The 16,896-nt window shown below is 73.5% G+C and carries 19 protein-coding genes, 1 pseudogene and 1 riboswitch; of the genes and pseudogenes, 12 read left to right on the forward strand and 8 right to left on the reverse strand.

Going from position 1 to position 16,896, the window contains the following annotated elements; all coding sequences use genetic code 11:
• Positions 1 to 159 precede the first annotated feature (159 nt).
• From gap to E1284_RS04595, 8 genes and pseudogenes are all read left to right on the forward strand, one after another.
• Complete coding sequence (gap, locus tag E1284_RS04560; RefSeq protein ID WP_131937367.1) at positions 160 to 1,164, forward strand: type I glyceraldehyde-3-phosphate dehydrogenase; 1,005 nt, start codon at positions 160 to 162, stop codon at positions 1,162 to 1,164.
• Between the two features lie 87 nt (positions 1,165 to 1,251).
• A complete protein-coding gene (locus E1284_RS04565; protein ID WP_131937477.1) occupies positions 1,252 to 2,439 on the forward strand; it encodes a phosphoglycerate kinase in 1,188 nt (395 codons plus the stop codon).
• Between the two features lie 3 nt (positions 2,440 to 2,442).
• Positions 2,443 to 3,255 (forward strand): triose-phosphate isomerase, encoded by an 813-nt coding sequence (gene tpiA / locus E1284_RS04570; RefSeq protein ID WP_131937369.1) that lies wholly within the window; start codon positions 2,443 to 2,445, stop codon positions 3,253 to 3,255.
• Between the two features lie 135 nt (positions 3,256 to 3,390).
• Positions 3,391 to 3,633 (forward strand): preprotein translocase subunit SecG, encoded by a 243-nt coding sequence (gene secG, locus E1284_RS04575; RefSeq protein ID WP_131937371.1) that lies wholly within the window; start codon positions 3,391 to 3,393, stop codon positions 3,631 to 3,633.
• Positions 3,634 to 3,714: 81 nt separating this feature from the next.
• Complete coding sequence (locus tag E1284_RS04580) at positions 3,715 to 4,086, forward strand: RNA polymerase-binding protein RbpA (RefSeq protein WP_131937373.1); 372 nt, start codon at positions 3,715 to 3,717, stop codon at positions 4,084 to 4,086.
• Between the two features lie 356 nt (positions 4,087 to 4,442).
• Positions 4,443 to 4,913: an Lrp/AsnC family transcriptional regulator gene (locus E1284_RS04585; RefSeq protein WP_131937375.1), complete on the forward strand. Its 471-nt coding sequence runs from the start codon at positions 4,443 to 4,445 to the stop codon at positions 4,911 to 4,913.
• Positions 4,914 to 5,043: 130 nt separating this feature from the next.
• Positions 5,044 to 5,844: pseudogene (locus E1284_RS04590) on the forward strand (DMT family transporter); the annotation flags it as partial.
• Positions 5,845 to 5,936: 92 nt separating this feature from the next.
• Positions 5,937 to 6,023, forward strand: a riboswitch (ZMP/ZTP riboswitch).
• A 54-nt stretch (positions 6,024 to 6,077) separates the two neighbouring features.
• Positions 6,078 to 7,349, forward strand: a complete 1,272-nt coding sequence (locus E1284_RS04595; protein ID WP_131937379.1) for a serine hydroxymethyltransferase — start codon at positions 6,078 to 6,080, stop codon at positions 7,347 to 7,349.
• On the opposite strand, the gene E1284_RS04600 is transcribed toward E1284_RS04595, so the two are convergent.
• Positions 7,346 to 8,128 carry a class I SAM-dependent methyltransferase gene (locus E1284_RS04600; RefSeq protein ID WP_131937381.1) on the reverse strand — a complete coding sequence of 261 codons (783 nt, stop codon included), beginning with the start codon at positions 8,126 to 8,128 and terminating at the stop codon, positions 7,346 to 7,348. The two genes, E1284_RS04595 and E1284_RS04600, sit on opposite strands and share 4 nt — an antisense overlap.
• A 116-nt stretch (positions 8,129 to 8,244) precedes the next feature.
• Between E1284_RS04600 and E1284_RS04605 the strand changes: the two genes are divergently transcribed.
• Genes E1284_RS04605 through E1284_RS04615 form a run of 3 tightly spaced genes read left to right on the forward strand, consistent with a single transcriptional unit; the run spans position 8,245 to position 10,983 of the window.
• Positions 8,245 to 8,913 carry a carboxymuconolactone decarboxylase family protein gene (locus E1284_RS04605; RefSeq protein ID WP_131937383.1) on the forward strand — a complete coding sequence of 223 codons (669 nt, stop codon included), beginning with the start codon at positions 8,245 to 8,247 and terminating at the stop codon, positions 8,911 to 8,913.
• Positions 8,906 to 9,499, forward strand: a complete 594-nt coding sequence (locus E1284_RS04610; RefSeq protein WP_131937385.1) for a GNAT family N-acetyltransferase — start codon at positions 8,906 to 8,908, stop codon at positions 9,497 to 9,499. Before E1284_RS04605 ends, E1284_RS04610 begins: the two co-directional genes overlap by 8 nt.
• A gap of 50 nt (positions 9,500 to 9,549) precedes the next feature.
• Positions 9,550 to 10,983, forward strand: a complete 1,434-nt coding sequence (locus tag E1284_RS04615) for an NAD(P)/FAD-dependent oxidoreductase (protein ID WP_131937387.1) — start codon at positions 9,550 to 9,552, stop codon at positions 10,981 to 10,983.
• Here the strand turns inward: E1284_RS04615 and E1284_RS04620 are convergent.
• The 3 genes from E1284_RS04620 to E1284_RS04630 all read right to left on the reverse strand — a co-directional run bounded on the left by E1284_RS04620 (position 10,970) and on the right by E1284_RS04630 (position 13,342).
• Positions 10,970 to 11,737 (reverse strand): isocitrate lyase/PEP mutase family protein, encoded by a 768-nt coding sequence (locus tag E1284_RS04620; RefSeq protein WP_131937389.1) that lies wholly within the window; start codon positions 11,735 to 11,737, stop codon positions 10,970 to 10,972. The two genes, E1284_RS04615 and E1284_RS04620, sit on opposite strands and share 14 nt — an antisense overlap.
• A gap of 42 nt (positions 11,738 to 11,779) precedes the next feature.
• Complete coding sequence (locus tag E1284_RS04625) at positions 11,780 to 12,511, reverse strand: aspartate/glutamate racemase family protein (protein ID WP_131937391.1); 732 nt, start codon at positions 12,509 to 12,511, stop codon at positions 11,780 to 11,782.
• 99 nt (positions 12,512 to 12,610) lie between these two features.
• Entirely contained in the window at positions 12,611 to 13,342 is a 732-nt protein-coding gene (locus E1284_RS04630; protein ID WP_207923560.1) for a phosphodiesterase, read from the reverse strand.
• Positions 13,343 to 13,389: 47 nt separating this feature from the next.
• Between E1284_RS04630 and pdxR the strand changes: the two genes are divergently transcribed.
• Positions 13,390 to 14,778, forward strand: a complete 1,389-nt coding sequence (gene pdxR, locus E1284_RS04635) for a MocR-like pyridoxine biosynthesis transcription factor PdxR (RefSeq protein ID WP_131937393.1) — start codon at positions 13,390 to 13,392, stop codon at positions 14,776 to 14,778.
• Between the two features lie 84 nt (positions 14,779 to 14,862).
• Here the strand turns inward: pdxR and E1284_RS04640 are convergent, their stop codons facing one another.
• The 4 genes from E1284_RS04640 to E1284_RS04655 form a co-directional block, all read right to left on the reverse strand.
• On the reverse strand, positions 14,863 to 15,435 hold the full coding sequence (locus tag E1284_RS04640; RefSeq protein ID WP_131937395.1) for a TIGR03086 family metal-binding protein: 573 nt from the start codon (positions 15,433 to 15,435) through the stop codon (positions 14,863 to 14,865).
• Positions 15,422 to 15,904: an SRPBCC family protein gene (locus E1284_RS04645; protein WP_131937397.1), complete on the reverse strand. Its 483-nt coding sequence runs from the start codon at positions 15,902 to 15,904 to the stop codon at positions 15,422 to 15,424. Before E1284_RS04645 ends, E1284_RS04640 begins: the two co-directional genes overlap by 14 nt.
• Positions 15,837 to 16,232, reverse strand: a complete 396-nt coding sequence (locus E1284_RS04650) for an ArsR/SmtB family transcription factor (RefSeq protein WP_131937399.1) — start codon at positions 16,230 to 16,232, stop codon at positions 15,837 to 15,839. The genes E1284_RS04645 and E1284_RS04650 overlap by 68 nt, the downstream gene beginning before the upstream one ends.
• Positions 16,233 to 16,337: 105 nt before the next feature.
• The gene (locus E1284_RS04655) at positions 16,338 to 16,775 is read right to left on the reverse strand and encodes an ATP-binding protein (RefSeq protein WP_165965120.1); all 438 of its coding nucleotides are present in this window, start codon (positions 16,773 to 16,775) and stop codon (positions 16,338 to 16,340) included.
• Between the last annotated feature and the right edge of the window lie 121 nt (positions 16,776 to 16,896).

Raw genomic sequence — 16,896 nt, forward strand, 5'->3', positions numbered from 1 at the left:
GGCGGGGGGAGGCGGGGTTCCCCCGTGAAAACCCACGCGACCGGTGTCGGGCTACTCGCGGGTCATTGGATAGGGTCGAAGGAGGGGGAGAACCCCGGATCCACCGCAGTTAACAGTCCGGCCCGAGCCGGGCGATACGACGTGAGGGAGAGCCGTTCCGTGACCATCCGAGTAGGCATCAACGGTTTCGGCAGGATCGGCCGCAACTTCTACCGCGCGGTGAAGGCCAGCGGAGCCGACATCGAGATCGTGGCGGTCAACGACCTGACCGACAACGCCACGCTCGCCCAGTTGCTCAAGTACGACAGCATCCTCGGCCGCTTCCCCGAGGACGTGCGCGCCACCGCCGACGAGATCGTGGTGGGCGGCAAGGCGATCAAGGCGTTCGCCGAGCGCGACCCGGCCAACCTGAAGTGGAGCGACGTCGGCGCCGACATCGTCGTGGAGTCCACCGGCTTCTTCACCGACGCCACCAAGGCCAAGGTGCACGCCGACAACGGCGCCAAGAAGGTGATCATCTCGGCGCCGGCCAAGAACGAGGACGTCACCCTCGTGCTCGGCGTCAACGACGACAAGTACGACCCGGCGCAGCACACGGTGATCTCCAACGCCTCCTGCACCACCAACTGCCTGGCCCCGCTGGCGAAGGTCCTGCACGACAACTTCGTCATCGAGAAGGGCCTGATGACGACGGTGCACGCCTACACGCAGGACCAGAACCTGCAGGACGCGCCGCACAAGGACCTGCGCCGCGCCCGCGCCGCCGCGCTGAACGTCGTGCCGACCTCCACCGGCGCCGCCAAGGCGATCGGCCTCGTGCTGCCCGAGCTGAAGGGCAAGCTGGACGGCTACGCGCTGCGCGTCCCGGTGCCGACCGGCTCCGCCACCGACCTCACCGTCAACGTGTCCCGCGAGGTCACGGTCGAGGAGGTCAACGAGGCGTTCAAGAGCGCGGCCGAGGGCGCGCTGAAGGGCTACCTCACCTACACCGAGGACCCGATCGTCTCCAGCGACATCGTCACCGACCCGGCGTCCTGCATCTTCGACTCCGGGCTGACCAAGGTCATCGGCGACCAGGTCAAGGTCGTCGGCTGGTACGACAACGAGTGGGGCTACTCCAACCGCCTCGTCGACCTCGTCAAGCTCGTCGGCTCGCAGCTGTAACCGAAGCCGTCGCCGCCGTGGCCGCGGCGCCCCCGGGTGGGGCGCGCGGCCACGGCTCGGCCGTGTACGGAAGGACATCGCATGCCGATGCGCACCATTGACGATCTCGACGTCGCCGGAAGGCGGGTGCTCGTCCGCGCGGACCTCAACGTCCCGCTGAAGGACGGCGCCATCACCGACGACGGGCGGATCCGGGCCAGCCTCCCGACGATCGAGGCGCTGCGGGCCAAGGGCGCCAAGGTCATCGTCTGCGCCCACCTCGGCCGCCCCAAGGGCCAGGTCAAGCCCGAGTTCTCGCTGGCCCCGGTCGCGCGGCGGCTCGGCGAGCTGCTCGGCACGGACGTGGCGTTCGCCTCCGACGTCGTCGGCGACTCCGCCCGCGCCGCCGCCGAGGGCCTCGCCGGCGGCGGCGTCGCGCTGCTGGAGAACCTGCGCTTCGAGCCGGGCGAGACCAGCAAGGACGACGCCGAGCGCGGCGCGCTCGCCGACCGGCTGGCCGCGCTCGCCGAGGTCTACGTCGGGGACGGCTTCGGCGCCGTGCACCGCAAGCACGCCTCGGTCTACGACGTGCCGCGGCGGCTCCCGCACGCCGCCGGCGGGCTGATCACCGCCGAGGTCGCGGTGCTGAAGAAGCTCACCGAGGACGTCGAGCGCCCCTACGCGGTCGCGCTCGGCGGCTCCAAGGTGTCCGACAAGCTCGGCGTGATCGACAACCTGCTCGGCAAGGCCGACCGCATCCTCATCGGCGGCGGCATGGTGTTCACCTTCCTGAAGGCGCAGGGCCACGAGGTCGGCGAGAGCCTCCTCGAAGAGGACCAGCTCGACACCGTCCGCGACTACCTGCGGCGCGCCGAGGAGTCGGGCGTCGAGTTCGTGCTGCCGGTCGACATCGTCGCGGCCACCGCGTTCGCGGCCGACGCCGACCACGGGGTCGTCGCCGCCGACGCGATCCCGGCCGACCGGCTCGGCCTCGACATCGGCCCCGAGTCCGGCAAGCTGTTCGCCGCGCGCCTCGCCGACGCCCGGACGGTCTTCTGGAACGGCCCCATGGGCGTGTTCGAGATGGAGCCGTACTCGCACGGCACCCGCGCCGTCGCGCAGGGCCTCATCGACTCCGGCGCGTTCACCGTGGTCGGCGGCGGCGACTCGGCCGCGGCCGTCCGGCAACTCGGCTTCGACGAGGCCGCCTTCTCCCACATCTCGACCGGCGGCGGCGCCAGCCTCGAATACCTCGAGGGCAAGACGCTGCCCGGCCTGCAGGCCCTGGAGGACTGACCGATGGCCCCCGCGACCCCTTCTTCCGGTAAGCAGAGCGGCCGCAAGCCGCTGATGGCCGGCAACTGGAAGATGAACAACGACCACTTCGACGCGATCCGGCTCGTCCAGAAGCTGGCGTTCACGTTCAAGGACGCCGACTACGACGCCGTCGACATCGCCGTGCTGCCGCCGTTCACCGCGCTCCGCTCCGTGCAGACGCTCGTGGACGCCGACAAGCTCCGGCTCGAGTACGGCGCGCAGGACGTCTCGCAGCACGCCTCCGGCGCCTACACCGGCGAGATCTCCGCGGCCATGCTCGCCAAGCTCGCCTGCCGCTACGTCGCCGTCGGGCACTCCGAGCGCCGCCAGTACCACGGCGAGGACGACGCGGTCGTCAACGCCAAGGCCAAGGCCGCGCTCGCCGCCGACCTCACCCCGATCCTGTGCGTGGGCGAGGGCCTGGAGGTGCGCAAGGCCGGCGAGCACGTCCGGCACTGCCTCGGCCAGCTCGACGGCGGGCTGGAGAAGATCCCCGCCGCCCAGGCGCGCCGCACGGTGATCGCCTACGAGCCGGTCTGGGCGATCGGCACCGGCGAGGTCGCCACCCCGCAGGACGCGCAGGAGGTCTGCGCCGAGATCCGGACGCGGCTCGCCGAGCTGTACGACGGCGGAGTGGCCGACGAAGTGCGTATCCTGTACGGCGGTTCGGTCAAGGGCGGCAACGTCGCCAAGCTCATGGCGCAGGACGACGTGGACGGCGCCCTGGTGGGCGGTGCCAGCCTGGATCCGGGAGAGTTCGTCAAGATCTGCCGGTACCGGGATCTCCCCGTCTGATCAAAACTGATCAATTCTGCGTGAACTGGGGGTTCTTGCCGAACCAGCGGGTAGTTCGTCGTACCCTTCGTAGCTGACGGGTAAACCCGCCCGGCCGGCCCTCCGTCCCCGACCTACAGACAAAGGCGTTGAAGAATGATCATCGCATCGTCCATCGTGCTCATCGTCACGAGCCTGCTGATGGTGGTCCTCGTCCTGATGCACAAGGGCAAGGGCGGCGGACTGTCGGACATGTTCGGCGGCGGCGTGTCGTCGTCCCTGGGCGGGTCGTCCGTGGTCGAGCGCAACCTCGACCGGCTGACGGTCGGCGTCGGGGTGCTGTGGTTCGCCTCGATCATCGTGCTGGGGCTGCTGTTCAAGCACAAGGGCGTCGGCTGACCCACCCGTCTGACACATGCGATCACCGCGCCGTCCCAGGAGGTCACGGACGGCCGCGGAACACCGAGCGAGGAGTAATCCGTGGGTAGTGGCAACGCGATTCGGGGCAGCCGTGTCGGGGCCGGTCCGATGGGAGAGGCGGAGCGCGGCGACGCCGCCCCCCGCGTCTGGGTGACCTTCTACTGCGCCAACCGGCACGAGACCCGCCCCAGCTTCGCGACGGACGTCGCGGTCCCCGAGACGTGGGACTGCCCCCGCTGCGGGTTCCCCGCCGGCCAGGACTCGGAGAACCCCCCGGCGCCTCCGAAGACCGAGCCCTACAAGACGCACCTCGCGTACGTGAAGGAGCGCCGCAGCGACGAGGACGGCGAGGCCATCCTGGAGGAGGCCCTCGCCAAGCTCCGCGAGAAGCGCGCCGCGGTGAGGCAGGCCATGGAGGCCGCCGCAAGGTGACTTCCAGGGGGCTGTATCTGCCCAGGGGGGCGACCCCCTGGAACCCCCGTCAGCGACGCAGGCGATCCTCACGCCGCCGTTGCGGTCCTCGTGCCCGTGACGGCGGCGTGGCGTCGCTGCGGTCGCCCGCGTCGCCGGGCATGCCCGCTGCGCTCGCAGAGCTCGCTCCGCGTGCCTGCCCGTGTTCCCGTGGTCGAGGTCCAGTCCGAGAGGGTTGGGCCTCAGTCGTTTTCGGGGGTCGGTTGTTCTCCGGGGCTTGTTCGGTGGCGGGCGAATAATATTCGGGGTGAGGGGCTTTCGGGCGTGGTTCGCGTGCGGGAGTTCGGCTTCGGGCGGTCAGTTCGGGAGGGGTACCGGTGGACGCGGTCGATCAGGCGATCCTGCGGCGGTTGCAGCGGGACGGGCGGCAGACGAACCGGGAACTGGCCGAGGCGGTGGGGATCGCGCCGTCCACGGCCCTGGAGCGGACGCGGGCGCTGCGGGCGCGGGGCGTCATCACCGGGTTCCACGCGGCGGTGGACTTCGAGCGGCTCGGCCGAGGGGTGCAGGCGCTGATCTCGATCCGGATCCGGCCGCAGTCGCGGGAGGCGATCGAGTCGGCGCGGGACGGCATGGCCGCGATGCCCGAGGCCGTCGGGGTCTTCGTCGTCACGGGCAACGAGGACCTGCTGGTGCACGTGGCCGTGCCGAGCACCGCGTACCTGCGCGACTTCGTGCTCGACCGGCTCGCGCGGCGCAAGGAGTTCGTGGACGTGCGGACGACCGTCGTCTACGACTACGTCCAACCGGCGGAGCAGGCCGAACTTCCGACGCCTGACCGGCGATAAGGCCGATCATCCTGCAGCGCAGCTCCGTCTTGGCATGCCCTGGGCGAACAACTGACGGCCATGGTGCGCTGAGCCGAATGAATAACGGTCTAGAGATAGAGAATCCGCACGTTCTTCTAGCGTCGGTCGTATGGATCGACGAAGCAATCTGTCCGGGTCGCTGCTCGTGCTCGCGGCCGGGGTGCTCTGGGGGACCGTCGGGCCCGCGCAGGTGCTCGCCGGGCCGGACGCCGGTCCGGTGGCGGTCGGCGGGGCCCGGATCTTCTCGGGCGGGGCCGTCCTCGCCGCGCTGGTGCTCGCGACGGACCGGCGCGCGTTCCTCTCGCTGGGGCGGCGGACGTGGCGTCCGGTCGCGGCGGCCTCCGCGGCGACCGGGGTCTTCCAGGCGGCGTTCTTCAGCGCGGTCGACCGCACCGGGGCCGCCGTCGCGACGGCCGTGGTGTTCGGGCTGGCGCCCGTCTCGACGGGGCTGTGCGAGCGGCTCGTCCTCGGAACGCGGCTCGGCCGCCGGTGGTGGGCCGGGACGGCGTGCGCCGTCGGCGGCGTCGCGCTGCTGATGGTGCCCGGGGAGGCCGTCCACGCCGACCCGGTGGGCATCGGGCTGAGCCTCGTGGGCGGGACGTGCTTCGGCGTCTACACCGTGTCCGCCAAGGTCCTCACGGGACGGGAGGCGGGCATGGCCGCCGCCGTGTCGGTCACGCTGCTCATCGGGGGAGCGGCCCTGCTGCCCTGGACGCTCGCGGAGCTGCCGGCCCTCGCGGAGCCGCGGTCGGCGGTGCTGGTCGGCTGGCTCGGGATCGCCGCGACGGCGGCCGCGTACATGTTCTTCGTCACCGGGCTCGGCGGGGTGGCGGCCGCGACCGCCGGGACGCTCAGCCTCGCCGAGCCGCTGGTCGCGGCGGCGCTCGCCATCGCCGTCCTCGGCGAGCGGATGTCGGCGCCGGTCGCGGCCGGGTCGCTGCTCCTGCTGGGCGGGCTGTTCGTCGTCTCCGTCCCGGCGCGGGCGCGGACGGCCCGATATGATGGCGCGCACGTGACTGGCGCAGTCAAGGTGGAGACGACCACCGGGGAGCGAAACTAGTCCGCACGCCGCGCGCCTGGGTGTACGGGTCCCCTTCGCCGGGGCGCCCGAAAGCCCCGGCGCGAGCAGCGCGGAGGCTCACGATGCACCAACCGCCCGTCCCCCATCTGCAGGACCGGGATCCCGAGATCGCCGGGCTGGTCGAGGCCGAGGCCCGCCGCCAGTACGAGAAGCTCCGGCTGATCGCGTCCGAGAACTACGTCTCGCCGGCGGTGCTGGAGGCCACCGGGTCGGTCCTGACGAACAAGTACTCCGAGGGCTACGCCGGCCGCCGGTACTACGAGGGCCAGCAGAACATCGACCCGATCGAGCTGCTGGCGATCGAGCGGGCGAAGGAGGTGTTCGGCGCCGAGCACGCCAACGTCCAGCCGTACTCGGGGTCGCCCGCGAACCTCGCCGTCTACATGGCGTTCCTGGAGCCCGGCGACCCGGTGATGGGGCTGTCGCTGCCGATGGGCGGGCACCTCACGCACGGCTGGTCGGTCTCGGCCACCGGCAAGTGGTTCCGGCCCGTCCGCTACGACGTGCGCGCCGACACCGGGCGGGTCGACATGGACCAGGTCCGCGACCTGGCGCTGAAGGAGCGGCCGAAGCTGATCTGGTGCGGCGGCACTGCGATCCCCCGGACGATCGACTTCCCCGCGTTCGCGGAGATCGCCCGCGAGGCCGGCGCGGTGCTCGCCGCCGACATCGCGCACATCGCCGGGCTGATCGCGGGCGGCGCCCACCCGTCCCCGATCGGGCACGCGGACGTGGTCACCACGACCACGCACAAGACGCTGCGCGGCCCGCGCGGCGCGATGATCCTGTCGACGGCCGAGCACGCGAAGGCGGTCGACAAGGCGGTCTTCCCCGGCCTGCAGGGCGGCCCGCACGACCACACGACCGCCGCGATCGCCGTCGCGCTGAAGGAGGCGGCGCAGCCGGACTTCGCCCGGTACGCGCGGCAGATCGTCGCGAACGCGCAGGTGCTGGCCGCCGCGCTGGTCGACCGCGGCTACGACCTGGTGTCCGGCGGCACCGACAACCACCTCGTCCTGATCGACCTGACGAACAAGGGGGTCGCCGGCAAGCCCGCGGCGCAGGCCCTCGACCGCGCCGGCATCGAGCTGAACTACAACGCGGTGCCGTTCGACCCGCGCAAGCCGTTCGACCCGTCCGGGCTGCGGCTCGGCACCGCCGCGATCACCACCCGCGGGCTCGGCGAGGAGCACATGCCGCAGATCGCGGAATGGATCGACGAGGTCGTGCTGGGCACCGCCAAGCAGGACGAGGCGGTCGCCGGCCGCGTCGCCGGGAAGATCCGGGAACTGCTCGCCTCCTACCCGATGCCGGGCTGGGCGCCGGCGCCCTAGGCGGGCCGCAGGATCGTGATCATGCGCCAGGCTTCGGGGTCGGTGAGGGCCACGGTGTCCTCGCCGGTCCCGAAGTCGCCGTAGCGGGCGGCGGTGCCGAGGCCGCCGGCGAGGCTGATCGCGGCGTCCAGTTCGGTGGCGGTCCAGAAGCGGTAGGGGACGACGTCGCGGATCACCCGGGTGCCGTCGCCGTCCGTGATCGTCATCGTGACGTGGTCGTCGGCGATCTGGGTGACGGGGTCGAGCCGGTCGGACGGCTCGCCCCACCGCACGCTCGCCCGGACGCCGCCGCGCTCGACCGTCCAGCCGGTGCTGACGCTCGGGTCGTCGCCGAGCCGGTCGCGGGGGTGCGACATCTCCACGACGTACAGGCCGCCGGGGGACAGGTGCGCGGCGACGCGGCGCAGGTGCGCCGTGAACGCGTCCAGCGTCATGAGGTGGGACGTCGAGTCGAGCATGGTCACGACGAGGTCGAACCGGCGGCCCAGGTCGAACCGGGTCATGTCGTCCCGGACGACCTCCACCTCGACGCCGGCGCGCCCGGCCTCGCGGGCGGCGTGGGCGCACATCCGCGGGTTCAGGTCGAGCGCCGTCGCGGCCAGCCCGCGCCGCGCGAACTCGCGGGCGTGCTCGGCCGGCCCGGCGGCCAGCTCCAGCACGCTCGCGGGCTCGGCGTCCAGCCCGGCGCACCAGCCGAGGAGCGCGTCCACCTCGGCGGGCACGTCGCGGAACGAGCACGCCAGCTCGTACGCCCAGGGGTCGTCGTAGATGCCGCTCACCCGGCCATCCTGCCAGCGGCCGCGTGTCACGCGACCGCCACGTCACCCTGTGCCCGCGGTTTCACATTCCGGACCGGGGGTTGAGCCGCCCGCGCCGACCGCCTAGCGTTCGGTAAGTGATCGACCCCGTGAGCGGTGAGGACGTCAACGACCGACCGCGGCGCGGCCCGTCCTCGACCCGGCTGCCGCTGCTGCTGCCCGGTTCGCTGAGCGACGAGCAGCGCGCCGTGTACGAGGCGGTGACCGGCGGCCCCCGCGCCGAGGGCCGCACCCCGCCGTTCGGCATGGCCGACGACATCGGACGGCTGCACGGCCCCTTCAACGCCATGCTGTACAGCCCGTCCGTGGGCCTGCCGCTGCAGGACCTCGGGGCCGCGCTGCGCTTCCGGACCGCGTTCACCAAGCGGGAGCGGGAGATCGCCACGCTGGTCGTCGCCGCGCACGCCCGGTCCGACTTCGAGTGGTACGCGCACGAGCGGATCGGCCGCCGGCACGGCCTCACCGACGCGGAGATCGACGCGCTGCGCGACGGCCGCGCGCCGCTGCTCGGCGACGTCCGCGAGCGCGTCGTCCACGAGGCGGCGCGGCAGCTCGCCGCGGAGGGCGACCTCGCCGACGCCGTGTTCACCGAGGCGGTCGCGACGCTCGGCCGCGCCGCCGTCGTCGAGCTGGTCACGCTCGTCGGCTACTACCAGGCGCTGGCGCTGCAGCTGCGGGTGTTCCGGGTCGGCCTCCCCGACGGCGAGGACGCGCCCGAGTGGCCGCCGGAGGACGCGGATGAGTGAGGTGCTGCGGACGGTGCGGCTCGCGCTGCACCCGGTCTCGATGCGCGACCACCGCGCGCTGCTGACGCACTGGACGGGCCCGCTCGTCCGGCGCCACCTCTTCGACGACCAGGTGGTCACCCCCGTCCAGGTCAGCGAGATCATCGAGGCGAGCGAGCGGGACTTCGCCACCGAGGGCTACGGGCTGTGGGGGCTGCGCCCGGCCCGCTGGTCCGCCGGGATCGACGCGGCGGGCGCCGCGTCCGGCGATCCGCTGATCGGCGTCGCCGGGCTCGGCCACCACGAGGGGCCGCTCGGCCGGGGCGTGGACGTCGAGATCCTCTACAGCCTGGAGCCCGACCACTGGGGGCAGGGCCTCGCGGCGGAGGCGTCCCGCGCGGTGCTCGACTACGCGTTCGGGGTGGTCGGCGTGCACCGGATCACCGCCGAGATCGACACGGCCAACACGGCGTCGGCGGAGATCGCGCTGCAGCTCGGGATGCGGCGGTGGCGGGACGGCCCGTCCGGCCCCGACGGCGCCGCCTACTATGCCGCGGACCGCTCCCGCTGGATCGGATCCCGTCGAATCATCGACGCCGTGCCATAGAATCCGTCGCCATCTGTTGATTTCGCTATGGAATACAGCAGTATGTGCGCATGAGCTCCTCCTCTGGCCGGGCGCCCCTCGCGGCCGGGTTCGGCAACGGCGGCGTGTCCTTCTGGTACCGGGCGGCCGGACGCCCAGAGCCGGGCCCCCGCCTTCCCGGGCCGCGCACGGCGGACGTCTGCGTCGTCGGCGCCGGGTACACCGGCCTCTGGACCGCCTACTACCTCAAGCGCGCCCGCCCGGACCTGCGGATCATCGTGCTGGAGCGCGAGTTCGCGGGCTTCGGCGCGTCCGGCCGCAACGGCGGCTGGGTGCTGGGGGAGATCGCCGGCTCGCGGGAGCGGTACGCGGCCCGGCACGGCCGCCCCGCCGCGATCGCGCTGCAGCGCGCCATGTTCGGGGCGGTGGACGAGGTCGTCCGGGTCGCCGCCGCGGAGGGCGTCGACGCCGGCCTGGTGAAGGGCGGGGTGCTGCACGTCGCCCGCAACGCCGCCCAGCGCGCGCGGCTCGCCGCCATGGTCGACGAGGCCCGCGCCTGGGGCTGGGCGGACGGCGACCTCGTCCCGCTGCCCGCCGCCGAACGCGACGACCGGCTCCGCGTCGAGGGCGCGACCGGCGCGGCGTGGAGCCCGCACTGCGCCCGCGTCCAGCCCGCCGCCCTCGCCCGCGGCCTCGCCTCGGTGGTCCGGGGGCTCGGCGTGGAGATCTACGAGCGGACGCCGGTCGTGCGGATCAACCCGCGGCGCGGCGGCGCGGCCTCCGCCGTCACCCCGTGCGGCACCGTCACCGCCGACTACGTGCTGCGCGCCACCGAGGGCTTCACCGCCGGGCTGCCCGGCCACCGCCGCGACTGGCTCCCGATGAACAGCTCCATGATCGTCACGACGCCGCTGCCGGCCGCGGCCTGGAAGGAGATCGGCTGGGAGCGCCGCGAACTGCTCGGCGACATGGCGCACTACTACATGTACGCGCAGCGCACCGCCGACGACCGCATCGCGTTCGGCGGCCGGGGACGCCCCTACCGGTACGGGTCCCGCATCGACGACGGCGGCCGCACCGACCCCGCCACGATCGACGCCCTCTGGACGATGCTGACCGCGATGTTCCCGGCCGTCGCCGGCGAGGGGCGGGTCGACCACGCCTGGTCCGGAGTCCTCGGCGTGCCGCGCGACTGGTGCTCGACCGTCGTCCTCGACCACGCGACCGGGCTCGGGCACGCGGGCGGCTACACCGGGCACGGCGTCGCGGCCGCCAACCTCGCGGGCCGCACCCTGCGCGACCTCGTCCTGCGCGAGGACACCGCGCTGACCGCGCTGCCGTGGGTGGACCGCCGCGTCCGCCGCTGGGAGCCCGAACCGCTGCGCTGGCTCGGCGTCCACGCGATGTACGCGCTCTACCGGGCCGCCGACGCCCGCGAATCGGCCTCGCCGTCGGCGGCCACGTCCGCCCTGGCGCGCCTGGCCGACCGGATCACCGGTCACTGACCAGCCGCTGGACGTCGGCGTACGAGGGCGCGGGGCGGTCGCCGTCCGCGCCGGTGACGCCGAGGGCCGCCGCGACGGCGGCCTGCAGCGCCTTGCGGAACGGCAGCGACCCGGTGCTCACCCGGTGCACGCCGAGCCGCGCGAGCCGCTCGTACTCGGTCTTGCCCGGCAGGTACAGGACGTTGAGCGGCACGTCCGCCGCCTCCAGCACGGCCCGGATGTCGGCGTCGTCCACGATGCCCGGGACGAAGACCCCGTCCGCGCCGGCCGCCGCGTAGGCGCTCGCCCGCCGCAGCGTCTCGTCGCGGTCGGGGTCGCCGAGCCAGAACGTGTCGGTGCGGGCGTTGAGGAACACCTGCGGCGCGGCCCGCTTGACGGCGCCGATGACGGTCAGCTGGTGGTCGAGCGGCGCGAGCGTCCCGTCGGCGCGGCCGTCCTCCAGGTTGATCCCGGCGATGCCGAACGAGGCCAGCTCGGTGACGAGGTCGGCGACGTCGGCGGCCCGGTCGGAGAACCCGCCCTCGACGTCGACGGTGACCGGCACGGGCAGCCGCGACAGCGCGCGGGCCAGGGCGAGGGTCTCCGCGCGCGTGTCGCCGGTGGCGTCGCTCTTCCCGGCCGCCGCCGCGACGCCGAGGCTCGTCGTCCCGATCGCGGGGAACCCCGCCTGCACCAGCGCCGCGCCGCTCGCGAAGTCCCACGCGTTCGGCAGCACCAGCGGGCGGTCACCGCGGTGCAGTTCACGGAAGTCCATCGTCGTCCCCCTTCTCGACGGTCACGCTAGGTCTGCCCCGTTTCAACCCTGGTCGAAATGTCCGCCGCGCCAGGTGGGCAGGGGACGGCGCTCCACGGCCGCGTCGAAGGCGGCGCGGGCCAGCAGGCGGGTGGAGTCGAGCGTGGGCAGCGGCGACACGCCGGGCGTCACCAGGAGCGGGATCTCGGTGCACACCAGGGCGACGGCGTCGCAGCCGCGGTCGGCGAGCCGGCCGATGATCCGGACGTACTCGCGGCGCGACTCCTCGGTGAAGACGCCGTTGACCAACTCGTCGAAGATGATCCGGTGGACGGTCTCCCGGTCGGCGGCGTCCGGGACCTCGGCGGCGATGCCCCGCGCGGCCAGCTCGCGCGGGTGGACGGGGCCGTCCATCGTGTAGCGGGTGCCGAGGACGCCGACGCGGGTGCGGCCGTCGCGGGCGGCCCGGTCGGCGACGACCCGCGCGATGTGCAGGCCGGGCAGCGCCAGGTCGTCGCCGGGGCGTTCGAGCGCCAGGTGGGCGGTGTTGTCGGGGCAGACGAAGAAGTCGGCGCCCGCCGCCGCGAGCCGCCGGACGCTCTCGGCCAGGATCGCCCTGACCGCGTCGTGGTCGCCGGCCTCCCAGGCGGGCATGCTGCGGGCCAGCGCGATCAGGTCGAGCGTCACGTCCGGGTGGTCGTCGGGGCCCAGCTCGCGGAACCCCTCCTGGCAGAAGGCGCGGAAGCACAGCGCGGCGCCCTCCGCGCTGTGGGCCAGGATGCCGAGATGCCTCATGGCACCGACAGTACTGTGATCTTCCGGAAGCGATCAGCCCGGCAGGGACCTGCTTCTGGATCGCGCTCGGCGGAGGACCCGCGCCTGGACGACGCGCCGCTAGACCGTGCGGTAGTGCGTGGTCAGGCGGCCCTCGTCGTCCAGGAGGTGGAACGCCACGCCGGGCGGCGCGTCATAGTCGGCGATGCCGCCGCCCTCGATGGGCAGCCGCAGCGTGGAGACGGTGCCGGGGGAGACGAGCAGCGGCCGCCCGGCGAAGGTCGTGGCCGCCGCCGTGTGGTTGTGCCCGCACAGCACGGCCACGACCTGCGGATGCCTCTCGATGACCGCGGCCAGGCGGTCCGCGCCGAACTGCCGGATCCGGTCCACGTACGGGATGCCCTGCGGCACGGGCGGGTGGTGGAAGCAGACGAACGCCGGCTCGCCGGGGTTGCCGGCGAGCTGCCGGTCGAGCCAGGCGAGGGTGCCGTCGTCCAGGAACCCGTGGTCCTTGCCGGGGACGGTCGAGTCGCACATCGCGAACGTCGCGCCCGCGATCCTGTGGAGGCGGTTGACCGGGCCGTCGAGGGGCGGCTCGTCCAGCAGGCCCTCCCGGTAGGGGCCGCGCACGTCGTGGTTGCCGGGGCAGAGCAGGACCGGGTGCGGCGACCCCAGCAGCAGCTTGCGGGCCTGCGCGTACTCGGCGGGGTCGCCGTGGTCGGCGATGTCCCCGGTGACGAGGACGGCGTCGAGCGGCAGCGCGCCGAGATGCTCCATGACCCGCGCCATGCGGTCGGCCCGGTCGTCGCTCTGATCGAGGTGGGTGTCGCTGAGCTGCGCGAAAACAATCACGACCGCGAATCTAGGCCGGGACCGGACCAGGATTAAGATCCGGTTCCGTGCCGAAAGATTGGTCCGGTTCCGTCGATCTGCATCTGGACGTCGACACGGCCGGCGGCCGCCGCGCGGGCCTGGAGCATGCGCTGCGCGCCGCGATCGCGGCGGGACGCCTCGCCCCCGGCGCCGCCCTGCCCTCGACGCGGGCGCTCGCCGCGGAGCTCGGCTTCTCGCGCGGGACCGTGACCGCCGCCTACGACCAGCTGATCGCCGAGGGCCACCTCGTCACCGTCCCCGGCTCCGGGACCCGCGTCGCGGCGACCGCCGCCCCGCGCGTGCCGGCGGCCGGGCCGCAGGTTTCCGGCGTCCCCGATGAACCGCTGCACGACCTGCGGCCGGGGCGGCCCGATCTCGGGGCGTTCCCGTCGGGTGCGTGGCTGCGCTCGACCCGCCGCGTCCTGGCGTCCGCGCCGCCCGGGGCGCACGCGCTCGGCGACCCGCGCGGGCGCCCCGAGCTGCGGGAGGCGCTCGCCGGCTATCTCGGGCGGGCGCGCGGCGTCCACGCCGACCCCGCGCGAATGGTGATCACGTCCGGGTACGCGCAGTCGCTCGGCCTGCTCGCCTCCGTGCTGGCGGGGCCGTTCGCGATGGAGGAACCGGGGCACTTCTTCCACCGCGCCGTCGTCGCCCGCGCCGGGATCGGCATCGTCCCGCTGCCGGTCGACGACCTGGGCGCCCGCCCCGACGCGCTCGACGGTGCGGGCGCCGCCGTGCTGACCCCGGCGCACCAGTACCCGTCCGGCGCGACCCTCCACCCGGAGCGGCGCCGCGCGTTCACCGCCCGTGCGCGCGAGACCGGTGCGGTCATCGTCGAGGACGACTACGACGGCGAGTTCCGCTACGACCGGCAGCCCGTCGGCGCTCTCCAGGGGACGGCCCCGGAGCACGTCGTCTACGGCGGCACGACGTCCAAGACCCTCGCCCCGGCGCTGCGCCTGGGCTGGCTGGTGCTGCCCGCGCGCCTGGTCGAGCCCGTCACCGAGGCCAAGCGGCTCGCCGACGCCCATACGCAGTCGCTGGCGCAGCTCGTCCTCGCCGACCTCATCGGGACCCACGCCTTCGACCGGCACGTCCGCGCCTCCCGGCTCCGGTACCGGCGCCGCCGCGACCTGCTCGTCGAGACGCTGCGCGCCCGCGTCCCGCGGGTGCGGGTGCGGGGCGTCGCGGCCGGCCTGCACGTCCTGGTCCTGCTCCCGCCCGGCGGCCCGGACGAGGACGAGATCATGAGGCGCGCCGCGGCCGCCGGCCTCGCCCTCATGCCGCTGCGCGACCACTGGCAGGACCCCGCCGGACGCCCGCAGGGCCTCATCATCGGGTACAGCACGCCGCTCGCCGCCGCCTACCGCCCGGCTCTGGACGCGTTGTGCACCGTCCTCGAAACGCGGACCTGAGCCCTTCGCTCGGAGGCGCCGAACGCCTCGGCATAGAACGTGATGGCCTCGGCGGCGCCGTCGACGATCGCGTGCGGGGATGCCTCAGCGCGCCGACCAGGACGGGTCCCGACCGATGAAGCCGAGCATCCTCGTCTGGACGTCCGCGCCGGCGGGCACCTCGACGCGGGGCCCGTACTGGCCGGACGAGCGGAGGACCTCCTCGATCTCCTCCATCCCGGCGAGGAGCCGGGCGCAGAAGCCGGGGTCGAGGCGGTCGTCCTGGCCGGTGGCCCGGGCGAGGTCCCAGGTGTGCATGAACACGTCGGCCGTGTAGAACCGGTCGATCGCGGCCGCCAGGGGCAGGGTGCCGATGTGCGGGTTCGTCAGCTTGCGGTCCGCGGTCGCGGGATCGTCCAGCACCGCTTGGACGGCGTCGCAGTGGACCTGCCACGCGGCCACCGGGTCGTCGTCCGCGGACGGCCCGCGGCGAAGGTCGAGGCCGGCCCCGGACGCCAGGAACGCCGGGAACCACTCGGTCAGGTGCCGCACGATGTCGCGCGCGGCCCAGCCGTCGACCGGGGACGGCGCGTCCCAGGACGCGGTGCCGCGGACCCGGTCGGTGAACAGCCCGGCGACCTGCCGGTGCCGCTCGGCCGGAAGCTCAGACAGCGCCATCCGCGATCATCCTCTCCAGCTTGGCGTACCCCTCGTTGACCCCGGTCTCCATGCCGCTGCGCAGCCACGCGTCGCGGCCTTCGAAGCTGTCGACCAGCGACTGCGCGCGCAGCCGCGTCCGGCCGCCGCCCAGGTCCTCGAACGACAGCGTCTCCAGCGCGACGCTGTCGGGGGCGCCCTCGTAGGTGAAGGTCTGCACGATGCGGTCCGGCCGCACCTCGTGGAAGCAGCCGTGGAAGCGGTGCTCGGCGCCGCCGCTCACCGAGACGTACCGCCAGCTGCCGCCGGTGCGCGCGTCCCAGTGCTCGATCCGGGTGGTGATGGCGTCCGGGCCCACCCACTGGGCGAACAGCTCCGGGTCGGTGTGGGCGCGCAGCAGCTGCTCGGGCGTCGCCGCGAAGTCACGGGTCATCACGATGACCGGCACCGTCGGGTCGGCCTCGATCACCGTCTCCTTGATCCTGTCCATGCTCGTCCTCCTCCATTCGCGCCAGGACGGCGTCGAGGCGGCGGTAGCGCTCCTCGGCGCGGCGCCGGTGGCGCTCGATCCAGGTGTCCATCAGGTCGAAGGCCCGGGCCTCCAGGCGCACCGCCCGGGGCTGCGGCCCCGGCGGCCGGCTGACGAGCCCGGCGTCCTCGAGTACGCGCAGGTGCTTGTAGACGGCCTGCAGCGACATCCGGTACGGCTCGGCCAGCCGGCCCACGGTCGCGTCGCCCTCCGCGAGCCGGGCCACCATGTCGCGCCGGGTCGGGTCCGCCAGTGCGGCGAAGACCCGCGACAGGTCGTCCGCGGTCATGCTCCCTACTTTCAACTTCAAGGTTGAAAGAGAGCCTAGGTGCGCCCGGCGGGTGTGTCAACCGATGGGTTTAAAGACCAGGTAGATCGGAGCTCTGCGCGCCGCTCAGCCGTGCGGGCTCCGGACGGCAGGGAAGTCGGCCCACACGGTGGTGCGCGCCCCGTGGGCGCGGTGCCCCCACCGCTCCGCGAGCGCGGCGACGATGTGCAGCCCGCGCCCGCTCTCGCCGTCCGCCGCGTCCCGCATGACCGGCCGCGCCCCGCCGGCGCCGTCGTCGGTGACCTCCGCCCGCAGCACCCCGCCTCCCGCCCACAGCGCGATGTCGATCTTCCCGCCCCGCCCGGACGCGGTGTGCCTGATGCCGTTCCCGGCGAACTCGTCCACGACGAGCGCCATGTCGTCCAGCAGCTCGTCGCCGGGCGCCACATGCTCCGGGACGAGCGTGTCCCGCAGAAAAAGCCGGGCATGCCGGACGGACCGTGCCACACCGGGCAATGTCAGGACGGCCAGCAGCCGCAGCTCTCCCGCCTCACGGGTGCTCATCGTGATTCCTCCTCCGAATGTCACCCGCACAGGCTGATCGCACTCCGTCACCGCATCAACACATTCCCGCGAGCTGAGAGGCATCCGTCGCGGGCCCATCGAAAAGCTGAAGTATCGAAGT

Source organism: Actinomadura bangladeshensis (assembly GCF_004348335.1).
Taxonomy (GTDB): domain Bacteria; phylum Actinomycetota; class Actinomycetes; order Streptosporangiales; family Streptosporangiaceae; genus Spirillospora; species Spirillospora bangladeshensis.